23 protein-coding genes are annotated in these 25,368 nt (G+C 67.6%); 8 read left to right on the forward strand and 15 right to left on the reverse strand.

Going from position 1 to position 25,368, the window contains the following annotated elements; all coding sequences use genetic code 11:
* Positions 1-199 precede the first annotated feature (199 nt).
* Positions 200-2,416 (reverse strand): DUF262 domain-containing protein, encoded by a 2,217-nt coding sequence (locus AB0B96_RS30520; RefSeq protein ID WP_362904180.1) that lies wholly within the window; start codon positions 2,414-2,416, stop codon positions 200-202.
* Between the two features lie 516 nt (positions 2,417-2,932).
* Positions 2,933-3,187, reverse strand: coding sequence for a helix-turn-helix transcriptional regulator (locus AB0B96_RS30525; protein ID WP_362904182.1), 255 nt, complete (start codon positions 3,185-3,187; stop codon positions 2,933-2,935).
* A 143-nt stretch (positions 3,188-3,330) separates the two neighbouring features.
* Between AB0B96_RS30525 and AB0B96_RS30530 the strand changes: the two genes are divergently transcribed.
* Positions 3,331-4,692 carry a hypothetical protein gene (locus tag AB0B96_RS30530; protein ID WP_362904184.1) on the forward strand — a complete coding sequence of 454 codons (1,362 nt, stop codon included), beginning with the start codon at positions 3,331-3,333 and terminating at the stop codon, positions 4,690-4,692.
* A gap of 112 nt (positions 4,693-4,804) precedes the next feature.
* Here AB0B96_RS30530 and AB0B96_RS30535 read toward each other — a convergent pair whose 3' ends face one another.
* The 5 genes from AB0B96_RS30535 to AB0B96_RS30555 all read right to left on the reverse strand — a co-directional run bounded on the left by AB0B96_RS30535 (position 4,805) and on the right by AB0B96_RS30555 (position 12,006).
* Positions 4,805-5,866 (reverse strand): SIS domain-containing protein, encoded by a 1,062-nt coding sequence (locus AB0B96_RS30535; protein ID WP_362904186.1) that lies wholly within the window; start codon positions 5,864-5,866, stop codon positions 4,805-4,807.
* 94 nt (positions 5,867-5,960) lie between these two features.
* Positions 5,961-6,782, reverse strand: a complete 822-nt coding sequence (locus AB0B96_RS30540; protein WP_362904188.1) for a BtpA/SgcQ family protein — start codon at positions 6,780-6,782, stop codon at positions 5,961-5,963.
* A gap of 1,057 nt (positions 6,783-7,839) precedes the next feature.
* On the reverse strand, positions 7,840-8,769 hold the full coding sequence (locus AB0B96_RS30545; protein WP_362904190.1) for a GAF domain-containing protein: 930 nt from the start codon (positions 8,767-8,769) through the stop codon (positions 7,840-7,842).
* Positions 8,770-8,897: 128 nt separating this feature from the next.
* Positions 8,898-10,385 (reverse strand): GAF domain-containing sensor histidine kinase, encoded by a 1,488-nt coding sequence (locus AB0B96_RS30550; protein WP_362904192.1) that lies wholly within the window; start codon positions 10,383-10,385, stop codon positions 8,898-8,900.
* A 316-nt stretch (positions 10,386-10,701) separates the two neighbouring features.
* The gene (locus AB0B96_RS30555; RefSeq protein ID WP_362904194.1) at positions 10,702-12,006 is read right to left on the reverse strand and encodes a site-2 protease family protein; all 1,305 of its coding nucleotides are present in this window, start codon (positions 12,004-12,006) and stop codon (positions 10,702-10,704) included.
* Positions 12,007-12,299: 293 nt separating this feature from the next.
* Here AB0B96_RS30555 and AB0B96_RS30560 point away from each other — a divergent pair, with 293 nt between their 5' ends.
* Entirely contained in the window at positions 12,300-12,905 is a 606-nt protein-coding gene (locus AB0B96_RS30560; RefSeq protein WP_362904196.1) for a TetR/AcrR family transcriptional regulator, read from the forward strand.
* Between the two features lie 303 nt (positions 12,906-13,208).
* A complete protein-coding gene (locus AB0B96_RS30565) occupies positions 13,209-14,318 on the forward strand; it encodes an aldo/keto reductase (protein WP_362904197.1) in 1,110 nt (369 codons plus the stop codon).
* A 65-nt stretch (positions 14,319-14,383) separates the two neighbouring features.
* Here the strand turns inward: AB0B96_RS30565 and AB0B96_RS30570 are convergent, their stop codons facing one another.
* From AB0B96_RS30570 to AB0B96_RS30590, 5 genes are all read right to left on the reverse strand, one after another.
* A complete protein-coding gene (locus AB0B96_RS30570) occupies positions 14,384-14,653 on the reverse strand; it encodes a hypothetical protein (RefSeq protein ID WP_350949716.1) in 270 nt (89 codons plus the stop codon).
* 113 nt (positions 14,654-14,766) lie between these two features.
* Positions 14,767-15,324 (reverse strand): NUDIX hydrolase, encoded by a 558-nt coding sequence (locus AB0B96_RS30575; RefSeq protein ID WP_362904199.1) that lies wholly within the window; start codon positions 15,322-15,324, stop codon positions 14,767-14,769.
* 9 nt (positions 15,325-15,333) lie between these two features.
* Positions 15,334-15,678: a DUF952 domain-containing protein gene (locus tag AB0B96_RS30580; protein ID WP_350949740.1), complete on the reverse strand. Its 345-nt coding sequence runs from the start codon at positions 15,676-15,678 to the stop codon at positions 15,334-15,336.
* 55 nt (positions 15,679-15,733) lie between these two features.
* Positions 15,734-16,294 (reverse strand): GNAT family N-acetyltransferase, encoded by a 561-nt coding sequence (locus AB0B96_RS30585; RefSeq protein WP_362904201.1) that lies wholly within the window; start codon positions 16,292-16,294, stop codon positions 15,734-15,736.
* A gap of 95 nt (positions 16,295-16,389) precedes the next feature.
* A complete protein-coding gene (locus tag AB0B96_RS30590; RefSeq protein WP_362904203.1) occupies positions 16,390-16,716 on the reverse strand; it encodes an SMR family transporter in 327 nt (108 codons plus the stop codon).
* Between the two features lie 141 nt (positions 16,717-16,857).
* Between AB0B96_RS30590 and AB0B96_RS30595 the strand changes: the two genes are divergently transcribed.
* Positions 16,858-17,820: a radical SAM protein gene (locus tag AB0B96_RS30595; RefSeq protein ID WP_350949713.1), complete on the forward strand. Its 963-nt coding sequence runs from the start codon at positions 16,858-16,860 to the stop codon at positions 17,818-17,820.
* Between the two features lie 34 nt (positions 17,821-17,854).
* Here AB0B96_RS30595 and AB0B96_RS30600 read toward each other — a convergent pair whose 3' ends face one another.
* Positions 17,855-18,574, reverse strand: coding sequence for an HAD family hydrolase (locus tag AB0B96_RS30600; protein WP_350949712.1), 720 nt, complete (start codon positions 18,572-18,574; stop codon positions 17,855-17,857).
* 381 nt (positions 18,575-18,955) lie between these two features.
* Here AB0B96_RS30600 and AB0B96_RS30605 point away from each other — a divergent pair, with 381 nt between their 5' ends.
* The gene (locus AB0B96_RS30605) at positions 18,956-19,963 is read left to right on the forward strand and encodes an RNA polymerase subunit sigma-70 (RefSeq protein ID WP_362904206.1); all 1,008 of its coding nucleotides are present in this window, start codon (positions 18,956-18,958) and stop codon (positions 19,961-19,963) included.
* On the opposite strand, the gene AB0B96_RS30610 is transcribed toward AB0B96_RS30605, so the two are convergent.
* Positions 19,908-20,381 (reverse strand): dihydrofolate reductase, encoded by a 474-nt coding sequence (locus AB0B96_RS30610; protein ID WP_362904208.1) that lies wholly within the window; start codon positions 20,379-20,381, stop codon positions 19,908-19,910. The genes AB0B96_RS30605 and AB0B96_RS30610 overlap by 56 nt on opposite strands.
* Positions 20,382-20,650: 269 nt before the next feature.
* Positions 20,651-21,844, reverse strand: a complete 1,194-nt coding sequence (locus AB0B96_RS30615; RefSeq protein ID WP_362904210.1) for an Ig-like domain-containing protein — start codon at positions 21,842-21,844, stop codon at positions 20,651-20,653.
* A 382-nt stretch (positions 21,845-22,226) separates the two neighbouring features.
* On the opposite strand from AB0B96_RS30615, the gene AB0B96_RS30620 reads away from it, so the two are divergent.
* Genes AB0B96_RS30620 through AB0B96_RS30630 form a run of 3 tightly spaced genes read left to right on the forward strand, consistent with a single transcriptional unit; the run spans position 22,227 to position 25,327 of the window.
* Positions 22,227-23,903: a SpoIIE family protein phosphatase gene (locus AB0B96_RS30620; RefSeq protein WP_362904212.1), complete on the forward strand. Its 1,677-nt coding sequence runs from the start codon at positions 22,227-22,229 to the stop codon at positions 23,901-23,903.
* Positions 23,900-24,985, forward strand: coding sequence for a cobalamin B12-binding domain-containing protein (locus AB0B96_RS30625; protein ID WP_362904214.1), 1,086 nt, complete (start codon positions 23,900-23,902; stop codon positions 24,983-24,985). The genes AB0B96_RS30620 and AB0B96_RS30625 overlap by 4 nt, the downstream gene beginning before the upstream one ends.
* A gap of 6 nt (positions 24,986-24,991) precedes the next feature.
* On the forward strand, positions 24,992-25,327 hold the full coding sequence (locus tag AB0B96_RS30630) for an STAS domain-containing protein (RefSeq protein WP_350949706.1): 336 nt from the start codon (positions 24,992-24,994) through the stop codon (positions 25,325-25,327).
* Positions 25,328-25,368: the final 41 nt, after the last annotated feature.

Consider the following 25,368-nt stretch of genomic DNA (forward strand, 5'->3'; position numbering starts at 1 on the left):
GTCATCAAGCCCGCGCCCGATGGTTCCACCGCCGTGCCCGACTGGCCACCGAATACACCCAGCTCAACTAACGAATGGCGGCTGCCGTACTAGGACGGCAATTCGGTACGCGACTGAGTCGCGGCGGTCGCGGTTTTCAACCAGTGCACTCGTTCCACTGGATCAGAGCCAGACCTACGAAGCCATTGAGCAAAGCTTTTTACATCCGGCGACCAGCCAAAACGCCTGCGGCGACGGCCTGATCACGCAGTGCCCTGAGCGAGAGCATCTCGCCGTCCTCGCGTGTGACGCACCACATTCCCATGCCGTCGCAGGTCCGTGTCTCGCGCACGAACGCTCCCGCCTCATCGATCTTGCTGTAAATGCCGCCTGTGCCCTCCAACGTGATCCGTCCCTCGTCATTGATCTGTGCCCAGTGGTTGAAGCCCAGATAGGTGAGGACGATGCGCGTACCCGGCTGGATGACACCTGCCGCGACCATACGGGCGACATCCGTTCGCAGACGTATCTTCCGTGGAGGGGGCGCGACCTCGTCGGCTTCGGGCTTGAGGAAGGGATCGGAGAGCTTCGCCTGGTCATCGGCGCTGAGTCCCATGTGATCGAAAGACCAGATCTTGGAACACAACCGGAGGTACAACTCCTGCCGCGTCTGAACGATGGTGGCCATGGGCGTCTTGGTCCCGAAAGAGCGCATGCAACTTTCCACCTTGTGCGCCTTGACGAACTCACGCAGCCCCGGAAACCGACGGTGGTATCTCTGGTCGAGCACTCCGACAAGGACGTTGTGACGTCCGTAGAGCTCGATCTTTTCGTCATACGGCATCGCACCTAGACTCGCGTTGTCCTTGTCAGGCAGCAGGACCAGCCCTCCGAGCTGGTTGCGCAGGGAGCGGAAGCGAAGAGCGTCCGGGATCTCGTCTCGATGCCGCTCCGGCTTGTTCGCGAACAGATGCTCTATCTGGTACGGGCGTGTGTCGCTGAGGTAGTCGGGAACCTCACCATGCTGCCCGCACCCTTGCTGTACGAAAGCGGTCAACCTCGCCAGCAGGTATTTCACCTGGCCACGGTTGGTGCCGCGGAGGCCGAACCCCTCCAAGACGGCATACTCGCGTTCTTCCCCTTGAAGCTGGGCGGCGAGCACAGCACTGACGTCATCGGTGGTTCGACACCGGCGAAGTCCCGGCAGGAGAGCGCTTATCGCCTCCATGAGATCTCGTTGCTGGACAGGGAGGTCACTCAGGATTCTCAGTACGTACCAGCGATCGATGTAGGCCGCGATGCGGCGAGCCTTGTCTTTTGCCTCTACCAAGATGTCATCCGCCCTGACCGCGGCGAAGATGGCGATCATCTGCGAGTCGAGACTGTTCTTAGCGTTGAAGTAGAGCGCCTCTAACCCGTCCTGGAGGGTTCGGCTGGCATGCAGGAAGGTGCGGTAGAAGGTCGCCAGGCGCAGGAGCTCCTCAACGAAGGCGTGGAAACGATCTGGACGTCCTCTCAGGCCAAGATGGTCCTCGTTCCTGCGCACCCACAGATTGAGGGCGCTTTCGATTCCCGCCATGTCGTCGTGCTCGTCGTCAAGGCGTGCGTATCGGGCCTGGAGCGCGGCCTTGAGGAAATGCCCCGGCGCGCTTCGGTCGTCGCGCACGGTGGTGAGCTCCGCGAGCATGTGCCGCCACTGGTGATTGAGCTTGTCCTCGTCCTCACCCACGTTGGCCAGCAGGTAGCTCTTCAGGAGGTCGACAGCGGTGAGTCGCGCGCCGCGATCGTTCATCGACTCGAAAATGCGGAAGGCGTTGTTGCTGTCGCTGGCGCGAATACCGACCATCACGACACGGTTGAGGAGCCACTCGATGAACCGCGTGTAGGACTCGGCCGGGACCTCGCGAAGCATCGGCTCGATGTCCTGGCTCCGGCGCCAGAGGTTTCGTACGGACAGGGAGTCGGCCTGTGTCCCCTCGTACTGCCGATCTTCATAGATGGCGTTCAGGACTTTGGTACGTTCCTCGTCGCCGATTCGGTAGCGGGGCTTGGATCGTTCGTCGAAGTTGCGGATCACCGAGGTGAGCATCTCGGTGTGCCCCTGGGCGTTGAGGCGGATGCTGATGGATCGCAAGGTCATGAAGATCAGGTGGAGTGTGGTGAAGCGTTGCTGTCCGTCGACGAGCGAGCGGACGTTGTCCCCGCGCTCGTAGTACACGAACGGCCCTAAAAAGTACTGCGGCATCGGCTCGGGCTTCCTACGGGTCCCGGCAGCATCGACTCCTTCGAGAAAGGCGTCACGAAGATCTGTGACGAGGGTCCGTACCTCCTCCTCGCCCCATGCGTACTCACGCTGGTAGAAGTCGATGGTGTAGAAGGACTCCTCGAACAGCTTCTTGAGCGACACGTTGCTGACCGAAATATCCTCTATCGTCACCTTCGACTGCTCCATTCCATGGTTACGGGGTCGTTCTTCATTCAACAATCGTTCATCGGGGTTGGTGACGTTTCATCCGATGCAAGCCTTGCTGGAACGAGATCCTTTCAAATCCAGGAACGCGATATGCGCATCGTGTCGTTGCAGCTCGCTGTCATCGACATCACGGCGGAGCTCAGTATGGACGGTGACCTGCCAAGGCGGACTCGTGAGCGCCGATTTGCCGCCTGAGGTGGTGGAGCTGCCACCTGCGACCAGGCGATCAAAGTGAACTTAAGCGACGGGCTCGCGGCCGGGTAGAGCACGGTCGCGAATCGGCCGCGCCGCGAGTGACCGCGAGGCCTGCACCTGACTGGCTGCCGATTACCTGCTTCCATGCCACCTCGAAGCGCAGCGGGTGCCGATGGACACCCTCGTACGAGCCTGGGTTTCGTGACCAGCGATCCTCGCGAAGGCTCGTCCCTTGCTCAATGCGATGGCATGGCGCGACCGTACCCGCACATAGGCAACATGCCTTCATTTGTTGGGTGAGGCGCTACGCGCGGCGAACAGTTCCTTGATCGAGATGTCGAGGGCGTCGGCGATCTGGAAGATGTTGTCCAGTCGAGGGCTGTACATGCCGTTCTCGATGCGGTTGATGGTCTTGCGGTCGACCTCTGCGAGTTCTCCGAGTCGTTCCTGGCTGAGTCCTTGACTTTCCCGCACGTCGCGCAGTCGCAGGCCGAACTGTCTGCGCAGCTCAGCGAGGCGTGGCGTGATCGGGGCGGGCACTTACCCAAGGTGGCGTGCATGATCCTCAAAGGTCTGTACCAAGTTTGGTACATATAACGGAGGGTGATCAGTCTCCACCCCCGCCCAGCCGGGAAGCTGACGGCGACCCCTTTGCTCACCTCGGCAAACCTGAAGAGGCAACAATGATCACAACGGAGTCGCGTCGCCCCGCCCGCACGGTCGCCGTACCGCGCCGCAACCACCACGGCGGCCATTCCCCCGCCTGGCTGCTGGTCCAAGCCGCCCAGCTGTCGTGGGAGATCAACTCCATCCTGTCCCTCATCCACGGCGCACGCCTCAACCTCACCGAAGAGTTGTCCATCCAGCACGAGGCGACCCAAGCGTTGATCAATGCCGCGCACGCCGGCGTCATCGTCGAAGCCCGCCTGCCTTTGGCCCCCTCCTGGAGCAGTGGGGTGCCGCGCCCGCGCTCGGTGTTCGCCCAAGCCCGCGAAGCCGGCAGCGACCCGCAGGCGGTCATCCCGGAGCTGTACGCCCCCGCCAAACCCGACATCCCCGCCGAACACCTGCAGGCGCTGAGCGAGGCCTCTCGCCCTGACCTCTTCCCGCACGCCCAGTGCTCCGGCGTCAACCTCAAAGGGGTGCGCTGCGCCAAGCGCATCTTCACCGGCATCGGCGCCGAGCATTGCCACGTGCATCTGACCACCGCCGAACAGCAGCGGCGCGAGCAGCTGCGCGCCGCCCGCGACAAGGTCCGCCAAGCCGAAGAAGACGCCCTCGAGTGCCAGCGGGTGACCCTGGCCCACGACTGGACCGACCGCTACGGCCGCCGCCCCCACCGGGTGGAACTGCCCACCCTGCCCTCGCGGCCGCACCAGATCACCCTCACCCACCCCGACCTCCCACGGCCGGCGGATACGCCTCATGCGGTCATCGGGGTGTACGAGACCGGCTGGCTGACGATCTGCCCCCGCGCCGGTGAGATCATCAGGGCCTTCCTCGACGCCCCGTGCGCCTCGGCGCAGGAAATCGCCGCACACGCCGCGGCCCAGACCCCTGGACGATGGGACGACGGTGAACAGTGGCTCACCTCCTGCGTCTGGGACGGCATCCAGCCGCCCCTGGACTGCATACCGGCTGCCGGTGAGATGCCCGAACTGGATGAATACCCCGGCATCCACACGTTGCGGCTGCAGATGATCGGTGATGAGCACAGCTGGGCCCGCTGGGACAGCGGATTCTCCGCACTGGTTCAAGCCTGCGGCCACCCGCAGGTGGAGACCATGGCGGATCTGCTGGCGTTCTGGCAGCACGTGGGCATCCTGACCCAAACCCAAAGCGCCGACACCAGCTCGTGCGCCGCACCTGAGCTGATGATCGGGACAACGGTGCGCTCGCCCTGGCGGGTCCTGCACGCGGCGGGGCGCCCCGAGTCTCCGTACGCGCTGATGGGTGCGGTGCGCTTCCTGACCGAGGTGGCCACCCCGTGGGATCGTGAAATCTCTCCGGGGGAGGTTTTGGAGTTGGCTCGCGTCGCCATTTAGAGGTGCACCGCGGGTACCGCCCTGGGCTCTGCGACTTCTGACGGGACGTAGTGGGAACTGGGACAGGTGGTAAGCCCATCGGCGCCGAGCGAAAACCGTCGCGGCTTCGTGATCATGGCTGGGGATGATTGGTCGTGAATGGTAGCCGCTTCAGACGCTCAGCAACGAAGCAGGCCAAAGGGCCGACGAACAGGTGGGACACCAGTGCGGAGAACTCCTCACGGACCGTGCTGTGCAGTGGCAATACCACGTGGGCGGTCTCGGCCAGGTCGCGGTCGCTATCGTCAGCCACGGCGATGACGGTGCGCCCGTAATTGCGGGCGCGGGTGGCCACCCGCAGGGCACGGTTGCGGCTGCGGCCCGGCGCGGCAATCACGATGGTCGGCATGTTGCGGGGGTGCGCCAGGACTTCGACGTGCTCCCACTCCTCCAGGTCCTGTCCGGCGGCGAACACACCGGCGGCTTCGATGAGTTTCGCGGCGGCGAACAGGGCACTGCCATACCCTGGGCCGCTGCCGAGCACCATCGTCACCGGCGCGTCAGCGATCTGGTCGGCGAGGTGCTCACACCGCGGCCGCAGCGCTGCGGTGGTGGCCTCGATGGCGTCGGCTGCGGCCAGCACCTCCCGATTGAGCACGTCGGCGTGCGCTGATTGGTGGCCGCGTTGTCGGCCCAACTCGATGGCGGTCAGCAGCAGGCCGAGCAGACTGGCCTGGTAGGTGCGGATCCCGGGACAAGGTCGCAGTCCTTCCAGGGGAAGGGTCACGGTGTGGTCGCTCACCCGGGTGAGCGGGCTGTGCGCGGTGGCGGTGATGGCCAGGGTACGGGCGCCGTGCTCACCAGCTCGCTCCAGCGCGCCGATGAGGCGCCGGTTACCGCCGGAAGCAGAGATCCCGATCACCAAGGTTCCCGCGGGCAGCGCGTCGTCGTGCTCCCAGGCGGCGCCGTACTCCAACATGCGCAGCGCACTCAACGGCTCACACGACACGCCCGCCAGTTGGTGGAAGGCCATCTGCGTGGCCAAGGCGGCGTGGTGGGAATCGCCGCTGCCCACCAGGTAGACCCGGGAAATCACCGACTGGTCCCCAACGAGGGGAAGGCCGCGAACCTGCTGTAGGGCCGGGCCGTACCCGGCGCGCAGGTCCTCAGCCAAAGCGTCAGCCTGGCGCAGCATCTCAGCCAGGGTGTAGGCGGGGGGACCAGGCGGCGATGGGGAGGTCATTGTGTTCCTCCTAGCTGTGTATCGCTCGCAACGCCAGGCACCGGGCTCACCGCGCTGCCCCGCGCACGATGTCCACGTACGCCTTGACCTTGTCGGCGACGATGGCGCTGCCCCAGCCCTCACCTTCCAGGCAGGTGCCGACGAACGCGCCGTCGGCGCCCTCGGCCGAGGCCAGCAGTCGGGCGGCGTTGCTGTGATTGGTGTGACCGGCCAGGATGATCGGCATACCCGGTACGGCGGCGCGCACCGAGGCGATCATCTCCAGCACGCGTCCCTCATCGGGATGGCACAGCGACACCGCGTCCGCGCCGACCTGCCGGGCCGCCCGGGCGACGTCGGCGACCGTCTTGCCGCCCCCGAACCACGTGTAATGCATCGACTCCACCTCAGCGATGATCTTCACGTTTTGGGCGTCGATCTTCTTGCGGTACTCCATCACCGCCAGCGGATCGGCTTCAACCATGCCGTGCGTGGTGAGCGTCGCCACAATCGCGCCCACGCGCACAAAAGCCCCACCGGCGACCTTGGCGATAGCCAGCGACACCTGCACACCGTTCCTCATCACCTGCACCCCCACCCGGAAGTCGGGGCCGACGGCGTCGGCGACAGCGCGGGTAATGAGACTGAGCGCGGCGATCCGCGCCGGATCACACTCCTCGCCGGGGGGATACACCCGATCCACCGTCTGAATGAGACCGCCGTCCGCGCCACCTTCATACAAAGCGCGCGCCGAGTCAACCGCCGTGCGCAGGATCTGCGGGAAGCTGCCCTCCTGATGAAACGGGGTGCCAGGTAGCGGCTGCAGATGGATCATCCCGAGTATCACCGGGCCGCGGCCCAGCCACGGCGCATCGTCTTTATCCAGCACACTGGCCTCCCCGATGCTGCACGCGACCGCCCTATTCAGCATCACCTGCGTCAAGATCAATACAGCGCTTTCCGTGCTCTCACCTTCTTACCGATCACAACAGAGCGCGGCTATGACGATGTCCGCAATCGGTCACCCGGAGCGGGCATTCTTGGCGGGGTGGTCAGGCTGTGAGGGCAGCCTCATGATCCAGGGAATGGCCTGATGCTCACCTGGAATAGTCTGTCTATGAATTACGCCACTCAATGCTGAAGTCGACGCGGTTAGGGCTACCTTCTATGGACCCGTCTTTGAAGAGAGTGACTCCACAGAGTCATAGCCGGCCCGACACCGAGGCAGGCTATGCTTTGCAGCAACGAGGCACTGTTGATGCGATCGCACCAACATGATGTACTGCGATGACGCAGATGTTGATCATGACTCCCTCTGATAATCATTGTTCTGTATGGTATAGATTTTGTGTTTCGGTAGGGCCTGCTTGGTGTGTAGCGCGGGTTTTTCCGGTCGGGTGCTCCCCGCCGCGCCGGAGGGCGAAGAATCGAAGCGGCTTCCCTTCCGGGTACGTCACGGCGCCTGGAGTCTCTTTCCGTGCATGATCACCCCGCTCTTGATCGTTTCGTCGGGCAAGATCCACAACCTGCTGGATCGCCCAGAACGATCAAGAGGTGGCAGGGCTCCGTCGATGCGCGCCGCCGGGATCACCCCGTCGGGAGTGTCCTGCTCGGTGGTCGCCCGGCGGATGCGACGGGGGCCGCGTCTCGGCCGGCTCGCTTTGTGGTCATGGTCATCTCGGGCGATCCGCCTGATGGGTGATTTGTCGCATTTGCCCTGTTTTGTTAGGCGTTCTGTTGGACGTTTTTCTTCGGCCGTTCGATGGCGGTGACCGGCGTCCACGAAATCGGTGTCCAGGCCGGCTCTCCCCTGTGTCGTCAGCGAAGACATTCGCTTCGGTGGATGGATGCGGACAGGTTGGCCCTGCGGATCGTTCTGGATCCCGCCACTCCCCCGGGTTCGGGGGTGCGGGCAGGGCCGCGGTGGGTGCCGGAGGCGGCTCGGCTCAGCCGATTTTCGGTGGTGTCCGCGGGGTTCGCTCTGAGAGCCACGCTTGTACGGCGATGCCGGTCAGGTCGGTGGAATAGGTCACCAGTTGTGCGGCGACGGTGGCGGTCCGGCCGTCGGAGAGGGCTATGTCCGCTGTGGTTTCCCTGCCTTGCGCCACCAGTCTCACAGCGACGTCTTCCAGGGCGATCCGGTCGCGATGGCACAGGTCTGAGGGTATGGATCCCGACGCGGTGTGTGTGGTGCCGCTTTCCTGTGCCGCGCTGAGGAATCTTTTCAGCAGGGCACGTTCGCGTTCGGCGCTGAATTCGAGCAGTCGTTGCTCGATGTCGTGGGCTGATCGCTGGGCCACGGCCGTCATCTGCGCGTTCGCCCGCTCGTCGAGGGCGGCGATGCACATGACTCCTTCCACGCGTCCGCTGAGGGGGTTGAGTATCGGTGTTCCGACGGCGGCGAATTTGTGGAATTTTTCCCACAGGTGCTCGTTGCCTGAGACCTGGTAGGTTCGCCGTTCCAGCAGTGTGGAGCCGATGGCGTTGGTGCCTATGTCGGACTCGGCGTAGCTGAAGCCCGGGATGACGCCGTTGGCGTCGGCTGCCGCTCGCATTGAGGTGTCGCCCAGGGCGCGGAGGAACAGTACTCCGGAGGAGTCGCTCAGGAAGACGCCTGATGAGGTGCCGGCGATGGTTGTTCGCAGTCGGTCGAGTACGGGGCGGGCCGCGCGTATCAGGGGGCTGTCGTAGTCCAGGTTGTCGAGCAGGCGTGTTTGGAAGCCGCCGGGGGGTAGTCCGGTGGCTTGACAGCGTCGCCATGAATTCAAGATCGGAGCGCGTATCTCGTTCTCTGTGAGTGTTCCGTCCAGGAGGCGCTCCATGATCTTGTCGGCGGGTTGTCGCTCGGTGTTCGAGACGCTCGCCGTTCGGCTCACGCCCACGATGTCCTCACGATGAACAAATCCTCTGTGTTCGGGTTTTCCTGTTGGGCCGGTGGATTGTTGCCGTTTTTTGTGGCCGGCTGTTTTGTGTACTTTTCGGGCGGGTCGGGGAGCCGGTCGTTTCACGAGGTGGTGGCTGGGAGGCGGAAGGTGAAGCGCGCTCCGTTCGGGCGGGCGTCCTCGACGTGGAGGGTGCCGTGGTGATCGTGGGCGATGGCGCGGGCGATGGCCAGGCCGAGTCCGGTGCCGCCGCGGTCGCGGCTGCGGGCGCTGTCCAGTCGTGTGAAGGGCTGGAAGATGTGTTCGTGTTCGGCCGGGGGCACTCCGGGGCCGTCGTCGGTGATGCTGAGTTCGGCGATGTGGTCGGCGTCGTCGACGCGGCGTACCTCTACTGTGACGTGGTGGGTGGCGTGCCGTTGGGCGTTGTCGAGCAGGTTGTTCAGCATCCGGCGGATTTGGATGGGGACGGCGTTGGCCAGCACGTCGGGGGTGAGGTCGAGCCGGGTCGGGTGATGGTCGCCGATCCGGTGTGTGACTTCGGTTTCGACGAGTTCGGCCAGGTCGACGGGCTCCGGGGCGGTGAGGGGGGTCGTTCCGGTCCGGGCCAGCGAGAGCAGGTCGGTGATGATGGCCTGCAGTCGGTCCACGTCGCTCAGTGTGTGGTTGAGGAGGTCGGTGAGGTCGGTCTGGCCGGGGTGGAGCCGGGCTTCTTCCAGTTGGGCCCGTAGTCCTGCGAGGGGGGTGCGTAGTTCGTGGGAGGCATCGGCGGTGAAGCGTCGTTGGTGGTCGAGTGTGTCTCGCAGTGACTCGGTGGTCTGCTTCAGCTCTGTGGAGATCATGCGCTCGCGGGTGTAGAGGCGGGCGTTGTCCACGCACAGCGCTGTGCGGTTGACCAGGTCTTCGGCCAGTGTGAGGTCGTCTTCCTCGAAGGTTTCCCTGGTCGTGCAGCGGTAGAAGCTGACCACTCCCAGGGTGATGTCGCGGGCTCGTATCGGCACCGCGACGAGGGAGTGGATGCCGTGTTCGCAGGCTTTCCGGCAGCGTTCTGGGTCTTGTGCCATCCAGCCGAGGTTGGTGGGCAGGTCCGGTTCGAGTACCGGTTGTCCGGCGGCCACGCCGCGGGCCTGGGGTGTGGATGCGAGCAGTTGGATGAGTGCGTTGACCGGGTGCAGGCAGGAGTTTTCGCCGATACCCATGAGGGCGACCCGGCGTAGTCCCTCGTCGAGGCCGGTGGGGTCGTGTCCGCGTAGCACGCAGTCGTACAGATCGACGCCGGCGTAGTCGGCGAACCGGGGGACGGCGATTTCGGTGAGTTCTTCGGCGGTCCGGGTCACGCTCAGTGAGGTGCCGATGTGGGAGCCGGCGTCGCACAGCAGGTTGAGTCGTTCGCGTGCCTGCAGGGCGAGTCGGCCGATGCCTGGTTCGCTCACGGCGAGCAGCCATCTGTCGGTCGCGGCGGCTGTGGTGTCCGGGGCGGGAGGTTTCGTGCCGGGGAGGGGTTGGGGGAACGCCTGGTGTGAGTGCTGTTGCAGCAGGTGTTGTCCGATGCCGCCGACGGCGGCCGTGAAGCACTCACCGGCGGTGGCGGCGTTGTCTTCGGCGGCCACCATTGACCATCTCTTCCTTACTTCGCTTTTTTCGGCCCGCCTTGATGTTGGCATACATCTTCTTAATATCGGCACATAGATCTTCCCGATTTATCCAAATTTATATTGATCTATAATAAATTAGGTCGTTTATTGGTGTTATTTGGTGGTATGTGAAAGGCGGTCGTCGACGGCGAGGCTGCGTTCGGGGCTCGGCGGACGGCCTTGTGTCCTGGTGTCGTCGGGTACGGGCCCTGTCTGCGGCACCCTGGCGGTACTCCCCGTCGAGGGTGGCGGGGCGAGAGTCCTGCCCCGGTGGTCTTGCGTGCGAACCGGTCTGTCAGTTCGTCAGGGTGAGCGGGTTGACCAGGTCGGCGTAGACGAGCAGGCATGTCATGATCATCATTGCCAGTGCGGCCGTGTACGTCAGTGGCAGCACCTTGGCCATGTCGACGGGGGCGGGGTTCGGCCGCCGCATGACCTTGGCGTAGCCCCGCTTGATCCCCTCCCAGAGGCCGCCCGCGATGTGTCCGCCGTCCAGTGGCAGCAGCGGGATCAGGTTGAACATGCCGATCGCCAGGTTGAAGCCCGCCAGCAGGCTGACGAAGGTGGCGATCTTCTGCTCTTCGGACAGGTCGGAGGTCAGGATCTCGCCGCCCAGGCGGCCCGCGCCGACCATGCCCACCGGGCCCTGGGGGTCGCGCTCTTTGTCGGAGAAGGCCGCGTGCCAGACGCCGACCATCTTTTCCGGCAGGTTGAGGATCGAGTTCGCCGCCCTGGCCGTCAGCCCGCCCATGTAGCCGATCACCTGGCCGAAGCTCTGCCGCTCCATCACCTCGGTGGGCCGTACGCCGAGGAAGCCGACGTTCTTGTCGATCTTCTCGGGGTCGTCGAGATTCGGCCGGTCTTGGGCGATGAGCGTGACGTCGACCGTCATCGGCCTGCCGTCACGTATGATGCCGAGCTTGACCGGGCCGGGGCCGTGGGAGCGGACCAGGTGGATGGCGTCGTCCCAGGAGCCGATCTTCTGGCCGTTCAGGAAGGCCATGCGGTCACCCGGTTTGAGGCCCGCCTGTGCGGCCGGGGTGAGCCGGTCACCGGGCCGGCAGGTGGCGCGCTGTTCGGAACCGGGGATTACGCACGTTTCGGTGGCGGGCGAGACGATCGGGGCCTGGGTGGGCAGGCCGATGCCGACCAGCAGGACGGTGAGGAAGACGAACGCCAGCACGAAGTTCATCAACGGCCCGCCGGACATGATGACGACCTTCTGCCACCACTTCTTGCGGTAGAAGACGCGGTTCTCCTCGCCTGGACGCACCTCTTCCAGCGCGGCCTGGCGGGTGGACTCGATCAGTCCTTGGAAGGGTCCTGTCGCCGTGCTCCTGACCTTGGTGGGGTCTTCTCCGGGGCGCGGCGGCAGCATTCCGATCATGCGGATGTAACCGCCGAACGGTATCCACTTGATGCCGTATTCGGTCTCGCCCTTGTGCCGGGACCAGGCTGTGGAGCCGAAGCCGACCATGTACTGGGTCACCTTGACGCCGAAAAGCTTGGCCGGCACCAGGTGGCCGAGCTCGTGCAGCGCGATGGAGATCATCAGTCCGAGGAGGAAGAGGATGATCCCCGCGACGTAGAGCCAGTTCATCTCAGGGTGCTCCTCGGCAGGCGGCAAGGAAAAATGTAAAGGATGGGATGAAAGGTGCGAGGCTCTAATGTAAATGCAGTCGAACTCGCCACACCACAGGGCCGGCTGCATTTCCCGGGCATTGACCGCTCGTGTGTTCGGCCCGCGACCTGCTCATCCGGCCGGAGAACATCTTCTCCCCCACCGCCCGGGTCCTCGGTGTCGGCTGTTCGGCGTTCGGTTCCCGAACTCGAAGTCGGGAGTCGCCGGGGCGCCCGCACTACAGTGGGCGGGAAGTCTGATCTGGGGGTGTCATGCGTTCGCTGACCCGTAAGGGGGCCGCGACGCGGCAGCGCATTCTCGAGGGCGCGGCCGCCTGCATTCGCGAGTACGGCGTGGTGGGTACCACCCTTGACGACATCCTGGCCAGGACGGCGACGAGCAAAAGCCAGCTGTTTCACTACTTTCCGGGCGGGCGGGAGGAGTTGCTGCTGGCCGTGGCCCGTTTCGAGGCCGATCGTGTGCTGGAGGACCAGCGGCCCCAGCTCGGTGACCTCACCTCTTGGCCGGCCTGGGGGCGCTGGCGTGACACGGTCGTCGCCCGCTATCGCAGGCAGGGACGCCTGTGCCCGCTCAACTCCGTCGTGTCGCAGCTGGGCGGGAGCACCCCCGGCGCTCAGGCCGTGGTCGGGGAGTTGATGAGCCGCTGGCAGGCCGAGATCGCCACCGGTGTGCGGTACATGCAGGGTGCCGGTGAGATCGATCCGGGCCTGGATCCCGACCGGGCGGCGGCCGCCCTGCTCGCCGGCATCCAGGGCGGGGTGGTGATCCAGATGTCCACCGGTCAGACCACGCATCTGGAGGCGGCCCTGGACATGGGGATCGCCTATCTTCGGGCCGGCGCGATCCCGCCGGTGTAGAGGGTTCGCGGCCCGGCGCCGCCGGGGGTGGCAACCGGTTCCGCGCTCCGGCGGATCCGTCTTTCGCCGCGCGACGGCGATCCGACGGCCGCCTGGCTGTGGCGTCGTGGTCGGGCGGGGGGCATGCCCTCGTTTTTTGGACTTGGAAGTCCATTTTTTTGCGTGCATGCTGAGCGGGCCGCGCGGTTCGGAACACGTGTGGCCTGTCGTCCCCGCCGGGCAGGCGCGTGGGCCCCTGCCGCTTCGAGGAGCCGTCAAGGGCCGGCTCTGCCCGGATTCTCTTTCGAACGGAGTGTCGTCCTGATGTCGCTGGATCACTACTATCTGCTCGGGCGCTCGGGGTTGCGCGTCAGCCGGCTGGCTCTGGGCACGATGAACTTCGGCACCGGCGGTTTCCACGCCGCGTACGGCAAGAGCGAGGATGAGGCCCGTCTCATCTTCCGCCGCTACCTTGAGGCGGGCGGCAACTTCGTCGACACCGCGGACTTCTACACCGCCGGTGAGAGCGAGACCATCCTCGGCGCTCTCGTCGCCGAGGCCAAGGTGCGCGACAAGATGGTGCTCACCACCAAGTTCACCAACAGTGTCGATCCTGGGGACCCGAACGCGGGGGGCAACGGCCGCAAGCACATGATCAGGGCGGTCGAGGCGTCGCTGCGCCGCCTGCGCACCGACTACATCGATCTGTTCATGCTGCACACCTGGGATCGGATCACTCCCGTCGAGGAGGTCATGCGGACCTTCGACGACCTCACCAGGGCCGGGAAGATCCGCTACGCAGGTCTGTCCGATGTGCCGAGCTGGTACGCGGCGCGGGCCCAGACCTACGCCGAGGCCCACTCCCTCGTGCCGGTGGTGGGCCTGCAGCTGCCCTACTCCCTCCTGGACCGGACGATTGAGACGGAGCACGTCCCGATGGGGGGTGCTCTGGGGCTCGGCATCACCGCGTGGAGCCCGCTCGGCGGGGGTTTCCTGACCGGCAAGTACCGCCACGGCGACCGGGGGCTGAGCGGGCAGGGGCGGTTGGGTGGCGCGGGCTCGCAGGGCCGCTCGTGGACGGAGCGGGATTGGCGGCTTGTGGCGGTGCTGGAGGAGGTCGCCGCCACGCTCGGGGTGACGATGGCGCAGGTCGCGGTCAACTGGGTCGCCACCCAGCCCGGGGTCGCCTCGGCGATCGTCGGGGCGAGCGGCGCCGACCAGCTCGACGCCACCATGACCGCTCTGGATTTCGAGCTGCCGGCCGAACTGCGCGCCCGGCTGGAGGAGGCGAGTGCCGTGCCGCCCTCGTCGGTCTACCGGATGTTCACGCCCGGTTATCAGGGCTGGCTGGTCAGTCCCGGTGTCAAGGTCGGGGACAAGCCGGCCGGGTACGTCCCGGCCGTACGGAACTGGGTGGCCGAAAGCGTCGGGTGACGGTCCTCGCGGGGCGCGCCGCCGGCACTGGTGGGTCGGTTCCTGTGCCGGGCGGGTGGTGGGGGTCAGGGCGGGGGTGCGGGTTTGAGTCTCCTGACGAAGCGGGCGGCGGTGCGGTGGCTCATGCCGGTTTCGCCGCGTACCAGGAAGACGGCCTGGTCGAACTGGCCGGCCGCCTTGAGTTCCAGGAGCCGTTCGATGAGCTCGGGGCCTACTCCCCCGCCGACCAGGGCGTTTCTGGGGCGCTGTGCGGCTCGTACCGCGAAGACGATCAGGGCGATGAGCGCCGCCACGATGACCGCCGTCAGGAGGAGGATGACGATCAGGTTCGACATGGGGTGAGCGTACCGCCGCGAGGTCCGCGTGTGTGAGGTGAGATCACCGGATTTGACGGTGATGGCGGCCTTGAGGGCGCCGAAGGTGCGGGAGTGCCCTGTCAGGTGTCGGGTCAGGTCTGTCGGGCCAGGCCGCGCAGCAGGAGCATGGCGTAGGCGGCGATCGAGTTGCTGTCGGTGATGGCGCCGTTCACGATCATCTGTTCCAGTTCGGTGCGGGGAACCCAGGCCTGGCGCATGTCCTGTTCGGTGTGCTCGCGCTCGTGGGCGCCGGCGGTCAGGCCCGTGGCGAGGAAGATGTCGTAGTTTTGGCCTGAGGTGCCGTGGGCGTTGTCCAGGCGTCCCAGATGGGTCATCGAGGTGGCTCGCAGGCCGGTTTCCTGGGTGAGTTCGGTGTGGGCGGTGACCAGGGGCGAGGGGCTGTCCTTGACTCCGCCCTGGGGGAAGTTCCAGGTGCGTCGTCTGACCGGGTAGCGGTATTCCTCCACGAGGTGGAAGCCGTCGTTCTCCATGGGGACGATGAGGGCGAAGTCGGGGATGTCCACGACGCCGTAGATGCCGTGGGAGCCGTCGGGGCGTTCGATACGGTCCTCGCGCACGCTGATCCACGGGTTGGTGTAGACGACCATGGAGTCGAGGGTGCGGATCGTCGGTCCGGATACGTCGGTCATGCAGGGACCCTACTGGCCGGGGCCGGGGCCGGGCGGGGTGTAGGGCAGGACGGAGGTCACCGCGCTGAGCGGGAGGGGGCCGTAGATGTGCGGGAAGGCCTCGGGGGTGTCGTCGGGGACCTCCATGCGGACGTCGAGTCCGGTGGGGTCGACGCTGAGCAGCACGAGGGGGTCGGTGACGTCGCGGTAGAAGCGTTCCGCGACGCCGAGTAGCTGTTCGTGACCGGCGCAGGCGTGGATGAAGCCGACGTCGTCGAGGGTGCGGCCGAGGGTGGAGACGCGGTACTCCCCCGCCTGGCGGGCGGCCTCCCAGTCGGAGGCCAGGGCGAGATGCAGGATGGTCACCGCAGACATGGTGCCGTGTGCGTCGCCGTCGTTCAACCGGTCGTTCGACCGGGGGCGGGCGGTGTCAGCGCTGGGGGTGCCACTCGCGGCGCAGGATGGCGTAGACGATCTCGCTGGTCCATTCGCCTTTGACGATCTCGTTGTCGAGGAAGTGGGCCTCGCGGCGCATGCCGATTTTCTCCAGCACTCGGGCCGAGGCCTCGTTGCGGGCGTCGAGGCGTCCGACGATGCGGTGCAGGTTCAGGTGCTCGAAGCCGAGTTCGAGCATGACCCGGGCGGCCTCGGTGGCGTAGCCCTTGCCGTGGTGGTCGGGGTGCAGGACGTAGCCGATCTCGCCGGCGCGTTGTGAGCGGCTGTGCCAGATGAGCAGGGCGTCGCCGAGGAGTTCGCCGGTGGCGGTCAGTTCCACCGCCAGGGTGAGGGATTGTCCTTCTTCCAGCAGCGCCGTCTCGCTGATCTTCTTTTCCAGTGCCTGGCGGGTCTGGTCGCGGTCGCGTGGTTCCCAGTACAGGTAGCGGGTGACCTGCGGCAGGCGGTGGATGGCGTGCAGGGCGTCGAGGTCGGCGGGGGTGTAGGCGCGCAGGGTGAGGCGGTCGGTCCGGATGGGCAGGGCGGGCTTCAGCATCCGGTCAGGGTAGGACAGCCGCCGAGGCGGGGGCGAGTCAATATTCGCGGGAGGGTGGGGGTGGTTCGCGGGAGGGTGGGGGTGGTGTGCGGGGGTCAGTGGGGGCTTCCGGCCAGGTTGAGGACCACGACGCCGCCGATGATCAGGGCGATTCCGGCGACCTTGGCGAGGTTGATCGTCTCGCCGAGGAAGAGGACGCCGATGGCGGCGATGGCGGCGGTGCCGGCTCCGGCCCAGACGGCGTAGGCGGTGCCGACCTCCATCTGGAGCTTGAGCGCCTGGGCCAGCAGGAGGAAGGCGGCGGCGTAGCCGGCGACGACGAGGACCGACCAGCCTTTGTGGGTGAATCCGTCGCTCAGTTTGAGGGCGGTGGTCGCCACGATCTCGGCGATGATCGCCCCGGCCAGGATTAGCCACGCCATTGTCACCACTCCCCCGTAAATCGGGCTAAACATACCATTTTTCGCTGATCGCAGAGGGTGTGCCCCCTGTGGGCAGAACCGTCCGGCGCCACGACCTGCCCGGCTTGCGAGCGGCGTCGAAAGCGTGTTCCACTGAGCCGTATGCGATGGGACGCGCCTCCCCTGCTCGCCGCGCCGCCCGACGCCAGGCCGCGGATCGAGCGTTCCGCGCTGACCAGGGTTCACGGGGCCCTGACCTGTTACGAGGTGCAGGCGCGCACCGCGCTGGACACCACGCCCGAGGGCTGGGCGGTCAGTCCGTATCGGGGGTGCGCGCAGGCGTGCCGTTACTGCTCGGCGCGCCGGGGGCACCGCTACCTGGGGCTGGACGCCGAAGGCGACTTCGACGCGCGGATCGTGGTGCGCACCAACATCGTGCGCCGGTTGCGTGCGGAGCTGAGGTCACGCTGGGACGGCGAGCACATCACCGTGGGGATGGCAGGCGACTGCTACCAGCAGGTGGAGGAGGTCTACCGGCTGATGCCGGGCCTGGTCACCGCGTTGCGTGAGGCCGGGGCGCCGTTCACCGTGCACACCAAGAGCCGGTTGATCCTGCGCGACGCCGACCTGCTAGCCGCCACACCGGGGGCCGGGGTGGTGGTCTCGATCGCGTTCGTCGACGACCGGATCCGCCGCACGGTGGAGCCCGGTGCTGTCGGCGCGCAAAAACGCCTGGAGTTGGTGGCGGAGCTGAACGAGCGCGGGGTGGCGTGCGGGGTGGCGATGGCGCCGATCCTGCCGCTGCTGACCGACTCCCCCGACCAGCTTTCGGCCACCGTGCGCCGTATCGCCGACGCCGGGGCCGTCAGCTGCGTCCCGCAGGTGCTGCGCCTGCCCCCCGGGGCGCGTGAGTGGTATCTGGCCTGGCTTCGAGAGCACCATCCTGCGCTTGAGCCCCGCTATGCCGAGCTGTACGGCCGCGGCGCCGACGCCGAACCCGGCTATGTGCGCCGCCTGACCGGCCAGATCCTGCAGCTGGCCGCCCGCTACGGGATGGGGCCGACCCGGCCTGAGCAGCCGCTGCCGCTGGCGTTGCCCCGGCAGGCCCAGCTCACCCTGCTGTAGGCCGGCCGACCGTCCCGGCAGGCCCCGGCGGGTCTCAGAAGTGCTCCAGCAGTTCGGAGAACCGCTCCAGCCGCAGCACCCGCTCGTCGCCGGGGTCCAGCTCGTCGTGCTCCAGCGCCCAGGTGTGGTCGTTGGGGATGAAGACGGCGTTCAGGCCCGCCTGCCGGGCGGGAAGGATGTCCGACTTCGGGGAGTTGCCGATCATCCAGGTCGTCGCGGGCGCCAGGGCGTGCTCGCGGGCCAGCCACCGATAGACGGCGACGTCTTTTTCGGCCACGATGTGCACGTCGCGAAAGTGGTGGGCCAGCTGTGAGGCCTCCAGTTTGCGCCGCTGCTCCTCCAGGTCGCCCTTGGTGAGCAGGAGCAGCTCGTGGCGCTCGCCGAGCGCGGTGAGCGTCTCGGTGACGCCCGCGACCAGCTCCACCCGGCGCTGCAGGAGGGCCAGGGCCAGCTCGTCGATGTGGCGGCGCTCGGCCGCGGTCGCCGGGCGCTCGCGCAGCCGCTCGAAGCACTCGCCGAGACTGCGCAGGAACATCGTGCTGCCATAGCCGTGGGTGACGGCGTTGGCCGCCTGGATGTCGTCGAGGACGGCGCGGATCTGGGCGCGCTCCAGGGTCGGGTGCGCCAGCCAGTCGAGGAAGTCCTCCACGACGCGCTCGAACAGCACGTTGTTCTCCCACAGCGTGTCGTCGGCGTCGAAGATGAGCACCTGCCCCTGGAGTCTCACCCGGTCCTCCCCCGAGAACGTCGTCATCGGCGGTCCTGGCCGCCTTCGGTGTGTCCGCCACCGTGCCTGGACGGTGCCCGGCGCACACGCTACCGCGCCCGCCGGGCCCGGCGCGTCCTGTTTTCGGCCCGCGAGGAGCAAGTCCGCGAGATCCGGCGGTAAGGGCCCTCGTCGTGGGCTGTTCAGGCGGCTCTGCGGTCATGTCGCCGTGATCGGCCAGGGGCTGCAGGGCTACGGCCGGTTCGGGTCGGCATCGAGGGTGTGCCCGACCCGAACACCTCCCCTGGATCGACCCCGGCCCATCCGGCCCGACCGGCGGTGCGGTGTCAGCGGCTTCACCGATCAGAAATCCTCCGCCGCATCGTCAGTTCTGGTAATCCCTTGTCACCCGCGGAAGGATTGACGACCATGACCGACGCCAGGCTGCTGGGCGACGACGAGGCCACGTTCATCGCGGCCATCCGCGCGGAGGATACCGCGCGGTTCGCGCTCGTGACCGAGCGCCACCGGCGTGAGCTGCAGGTGCACTGCTACCGGATGCTCGCGAACTACGAGGATGCCCAGGACATGACGCAGGAGACGTTCCTGCGAGCGTGGAACAAGCGGGAGTCGTTCAGGGGCCACGCGGCCCTGCGGACCTGGCTGTACCGGATCGCGACGAACGCCTGCCTCGACTTCCTGGACAAGCGCAACGACCGCACACCCGTGCCGTCCGAGCTGCCGGACCCCGGCTCCGAGGTGCGGTACCTGCAGCCGTACCCCGACCGGATGCTCCCCGAGGACCCGCAGGAGTCGGTGGTGGCCCGGGAGACGATCGAGCTGGCGTTCATCGTCGCCGTCCAGCACCTGCCGCCGCGGCAGCGGGCGGTGTTCATTCTGCGCGACGTCCTCGGCTGGCCGGCGTCGAAGGCCGCCGACGTCCTCGAGTTGACCGTCGCATCGGTGACCAGCGCACTGCAGCGGGCCCGTGTGACGATGCGCGAACAGCTGCCCGGCCGCCGCCTCGACTGGCGGAGCCCCGCCACCCACGAGTTGTCGGATGACGAGCGCGGCGTGGTGAAGTCGTACATCGACGCCCATGAGCGCAACGACCTCGACGCGCTGGTGTCCCTGCTGCGTGAGGACCTGCGCTTCGCGATGCTGCCCGAGCCGGTCACCTTGATCATGACGGCCGAGGACGCGGTGGACGGCTGGGTCTCCAATGGGCTCTTCCAGCGCGGCTACGACGACTGGCGCGGTATCACCACGACGGTCAACCGCATGCCTGCCGCTGCGCTGTACCTGCGCGCCCCCGGCGACCCGGGGTACCGGCCATTTGCCATCGCGGTCCTGCGCATCGTCGACGGGAAGATCGCCGAGCTCACCGGATTCGACGCCGCCGACAAGCCATGGCTGAGCCTGCCCCCGGCACTGTGATCAGACGAGTCCCCATCGTCGACGAGTCCGGCGCACGGGCCGCCGTCACCGAAGTCACCGCGAAACCAGCTGGACACCAACGCGAGCACCACCGCCCCGCCGGTGTTGCCGGCGGGGCATCTTCATGCCCGAAGATCATCGTCACGATCGAGGAGAACACCACCTTCGGCATGTCCCGCCAGCGGCGGGCGTACTCGATCTGCGCCGGTGTGGCGCCGGGCTGCTGGCCGGCGGTCGGCCAGTGGGAGCTCATCGTCTCCCACGGTCTGCGCCCGTACAGCGCCAGGCCGGTCGCCCCCACCCGGTCGGACCACCACTGGAACAGCTCGTCGCTCGGTACGCTCCAGCCGAGGTCGTCGCCGGGCGCGGCGATGTAGCCGTCCAGGCTCAGGTTCATGCCGAAGATCAGTTTCCGCATCGTGCAGCCTCCCGTGAGTCGATCTCACACCTACAGACGGGCGCGGGGCGGAAACCTAATCGGTGCGCGATGTGCGTCCGCGGGTGGTCCTCGCGTTCCGGACTCGGCCGGGCTCGGGCACCACCGGCCGGATCCGTGGCGAACGCCTGGTCACACGGGCACCTTCACCGCCGAACGCGCCGGGCAGCCGGTGAACTCATGCGGTCATCAGCCCTCCCGAGCCCTGAAGGGCTCGGGATGGCTCGGGATGGCTTCGAAGAGCGAGGGCTCTAGGCCAGGGCGCTGCCGCTGCGCCATTCCTTGAACGACAGTTGCCAAAAGCCCCAGCCGTTGTTCCACTCCATCTCGCGGTTGGTGCCCTTGATGGTGATCACGTCGCCGCGCTGGACCTGGTCGTAGAACCACTTGGCCTGGTCGGGGCGGGCGTTGATGCATCCGTGGCTGACGTTCTGGCGCCCCTGGGCCCAGACGTTGTTCAGCGCGTGCACGTACTCGCCGCTGTTGGAGAACCGCACCGCGTGGTTGATCATCAGGTCGTAGTAGCCGGGGTCGCCCTTCTTGCGGCCCGGGGAGATCATGCGTTCGGGGTTGGCCTTGCCCATCGTCAGGTGGACGCCGCTGGTGGTGGTGTACTCGCGGGTGCTGGCGTTGCCGGCGCTGATCAGCATGGTCTGCACGACCTTGCCGTCGCGTTTGACGATCATCTTGTGCTTGCGGGTGTCGATGGTGGAGATCTGGGCGGCGCCGATCTGGATGACCTTGGTCATGTCCTTGACGCCGTACATGTCCTTGCCGCCCTGTACGCCTTTGAGGCGGGCGGTGAAGGTCACCTTCTGGTGGGGTTGCCAGAACTTCGCGGTCCGGTAGATCACGGTGGTGTCGTTGATCCACCGCCATGCGCCCTGGGCCGGTTTTTGTGAGGTGACTTTCAGGGCTTTTTCCACCCCGGCCTTGTTGGCGATCTGCTGGTTGAAGGTGACGATGATCGGCGCCCCCACGCCGACCTTCTCCCCCTTGATCGCCGGGGTCACGTCCGCCACCTCGAGCTCATGCTTGGGCTTGAGCGTTCTGAAGGAGCCGGTGGCGGTGGTGCCGTCGACCGCCCGCGCCGACACGGTGTAGTCGCTGGCCGGTTCCATGGGTGTGGTGGAGACCCATCTGGTGCGTTCGGCGTTGAAGTCGCCTTCCAGCACCCGGTCGCCGCTTTGCACGGTGACCTCCTCCAGCGCGCCGCTGGAGGCGGCGACGACGACCTTCTTGTCGGGGCGTACGGTCTTGCTGCCCTGGGCGGGGCTGATCTTTATCTCGGTCGCGGCCGGAGCGGTGGCGGCCACGGCGCCCGATCCGGCGCCGGGACCGGCGGGATCCTTCGGGCCCGTCCCCGTGGAACAGGCGGTGACCAGCACCGTCGTGGTCGCCAGGGCCACGGTGGCCAGTGGCGTCCTGAGGCGTCGGTGTTGCATGGTCAGCACAATGTCTCTCCCCCACTACAGCAAACTGCTCTTAAAACACTAATAGGAGATGCATGGTGACTCGGCATGGTTGCGGTGGGTTTGGTAACGTTTCGGACTCTTCGTAAAGTCGGAAAAATGCCAACCGAGAGTCAGGGGACGGCGAAGTGCCCACGTCACCGGCCCCGACGTGAAAGCCCTGCTCCGGCGGGGTGGGCGGCCGCAGGCGCGGTTTCCCGCCGTAAACCGTCGCGCGCCGGCCGCATCAACGGCCCTGTGAGGGGCATGGGCAGCAAAGGACCCTCCGGCCTCACGCGCCGGTTCCCCGCCCCGTCCCGACGGCGCGGCGGGAAGATAGTCTGATCGATCCCTCTCAACACGGAAGCCCAGGGTGATGACAGGACCTCCCCCGCTGCGCGACCCCGGCCACGCGCTCACCGCCGCGGCCGGCCTCGACACCGGCACCGGTGAGCGCGATCTTTCGCGTCCACCGGGTGAAGAGGTGCTGCGCGCCATCGTGGAGGCCAGCGGCGAGGGGGTCGTGTTGTGCGGCATCGACGGTGTCGTGGTGATGCTGAACGCCGCCGCGGCCGAGATGGCGCCGGAGATCGTCGTGGGCCGCCCGCTGTGCCAGGGGTCGGCCGCGTCCCTGTTCGAAGGTGAGCACCCCGACGGCGAGAGCCGCGAGAGCGATCACGGGCGGCGCCGGATCCGGGTACGTCGCGAGGTCTTCGGCCTCAGCCACCGGGCCTGGTACCTGCGTGACGTCACCACCGATGCCGCCAGGACCGACGCGTTGCTGGCCGAGCGCCGGCGCGCCGACTTCCTCATCGAGGCGGGCCGCAGGCTGTCGGCCTCGCTCAACATGCGCCGCTGCGCCCGCACCGCGATCGAGCTGGCCACCCCGTTCCTGGCCGATGCCGCCATGGTCGTGCTGCCGCCCTCGGGGCGCCGCCACGCCGGCTGGCTCCGCCTGACCAGCACCGACCGGTCCCTGCAGGAGGGCAACGTCGCCGTCGCCGACACCGCGCAGGTGCCCGGCCTGGCCGAGGCGCTGGCGGGTTTCCCGCCCGTGCCCAGCCGCTGGCTGGATCCGGGGCAGGTGCCCGGCTGGCTGCTGCCCGACAGGTTCGGGGTGGCCGGGCATCTGCTGGTCACCCCGCTGCCCGGCAACGGGGTGCCCGCCGGAGCGCTCGTGCTCGCCCGTCACGAAGATGGGCCGCCCTTCGACGAGGACGCCGAGACCCTGGTGCGGATCTTCGCCGCCCGGGCCGGGGCCGCCATCTCCGCTGCCGCCCTCTACCAGGAGCAAAGCGCCACCAACGCGATCCTCAGCAGCGACCTGCTGCCCCCGCCGCTGCCGGCGCTGGCCGGGGCGGAGCTGGCCGGATCGCTGCGCGCCGCCCGCCAGGCCGGGCTCATCGGCGGCGATTTCTACGACGTCTACCTGCCCGAGCCCGGCGAGTCCGGCGAGTCCGGCGATCCGCTGGTGGTGCTGGGCGACGTCTGCGGCAAGGGCGCCCGCGCCGCCGTCCTGGCCGGGCACATCCGCCACTGCCTGCGCACCCTGCTGCTGCTGGAAGAGCGCCCCGAGCATCTGGTCGCCCTGCTCAACCGCTCCCTGCGGGGCTCGCCCACCCCCAACTCCTACGCCACCCTCGTGCTCGGCGCGCTCAGCGCCGCCCCGGGCGGGCACGTCCAGGTGAACCTGGCGGTCGCCGGGCACCCGGCGCCGCTGATCCTGCGCCTGGACGGCACCGTGCAGGAGTGCGTGGCCCACGGACCCATGCTCGGCGCGTTCGCCGAGGCCGACCTGGCCCCGGCCGGGGTCGACCTGGCCCCCGGCGAGGTGTGCCTGTTCTACAGCGACGGCATCACCGAGGCCTTCGGTGGCCCCACCGGCAGGGAGATGTACGGCGCCCAGCGGCTGAAGGCCGCCCTGGCCGGTTGCGCGGGCATGCCGGTCGCGGCACTGGTCGAGCGGCTGGAGCAGATCAGCACCGACTGGCTGGGCGGCGACGTCCAAGACGACCGGGCACTGCTGGCGGTGCAGGCGAGGCCGTCCCGATGAGCACCCTGAGCACCACGGATACGCCGGGCGCGACCGCACCGCGCGGGGCGGGCCCGCACGAGGCCCTCGGCCGGTACCTGGAGCACATCGGGCGCGCCGACGAGTTCGCCGCCATCGACCTGGTGCTCGACCTGCTGGAGCAGGGGGCGGACGCCGAGCGGCTGCTGCTCGATCTCATCGCCCCCGCCCAGCGGCGCGTCGGCGAGCTGTGGGCGGCCAACGAGTGGTCCATCGCCCGCGAGCACGGCGCCACCGCCGTCAGCGAGCGCGCCGTGGCCGCGATCGCCGCCCGCGTCCGGCCCGAGCCCACCCGCGGGCGCCTCACCGTCGCCTGCGCCGACGGCGAGTACCACGCGCTGCCCACCCGCCTGCTGGCCGAGGTCTTGCGCCTGCGCGGCTGGCGGGTCGACTTCCTGGGCGCCAGCGTGCCGGGCCCGCACCTGATCACCCACCTGCACCAGAGCGGGCCCGACGCGGTCGCGCTGGGCTGCGCATTGGCCACCCGGCTGCCCCGGGCGCACGCCACGCTCACCGCCTGCCAGGCCGTCGGTGTGCCGGTCATGGCCGGCGGGGCCGGCTTCGGCGCCGACGGCCGCTACGCCCGCCTGCTGGGCGCCGACGCCTGGGCGCCCAGCGCCGACGCCGCGGCCGACCTGCTGGAGCGCGGCGACCTGACCGGCCCGCCCCGCCAGGCCGCCGCACCGGCCCATCTGGCCGACGAGGAGTACACCCATCTGACGCGCCGGCGCGCCGAGCTGCTCACCTGCGCCCTGCAGGCCCTGGCCCGCGCCTACCCGCCGATGGCGGCCTACGACCTGCAGCAGGTCGACGCCACCGCCGCCGACCTGGGCCATCTGCTCGACTTTCTGGCCGCGTCCCTGTACGTCGACGACGCGCAGCTGTTCACCGGCTTCATCGGCTGGACCGGTTCCGTGCTCGCCGCACGTGGCGTCCCCGCCGAGGCCGTGACGGTGGGATTGCGCGTTTTCCACGACGAGCTGCGAGACTTCCCCCGTGCCCGTCACATGCTGGTCCAGGCAGCCGAGGCGGCACCTGTCCCCGGCCCCGATCAGGAGACCTGACGTTTGATGTTCGACAAGACCCCGTTGCGTACCGAGGTGCGCACCACCGCCGCGGACACCACCCTGCTCGTCCTCAGCGGTGACCTCGACTACGACACGGCCCCTGAGCTCTTCGGTTTCGCGCGAGAGCTGCTGTCGGGACAGATGCGCAACCTCGATCTGGACCTGTCGGGTCTGGAGTTCATCGACTCCTCGGGGGTGGCGGCGCTGATCAACGTCTACAACTCCGCGGGCGAGCACGACATCGCCATGCGCATCGTCGCCCTCACCCCCTACCTGCGCCATCTGCTGCGGGTCACCGCCTTGGACCGGGTCTTCCGGCTTCCCCAGGAGCAGGAGTGAGCGCCGGCGACCGCCACTAGAGCGCCGAGGGCCGCCGAGGG

This window comes from Streptosporangium sp. NPDC049046 (assembly GCF_040649155.1).
Taxonomy (GTDB): domain Bacteria; phylum Actinomycetota; class Actinomycetes; order Streptosporangiales; family Streptosporangiaceae; genus Streptosporangium.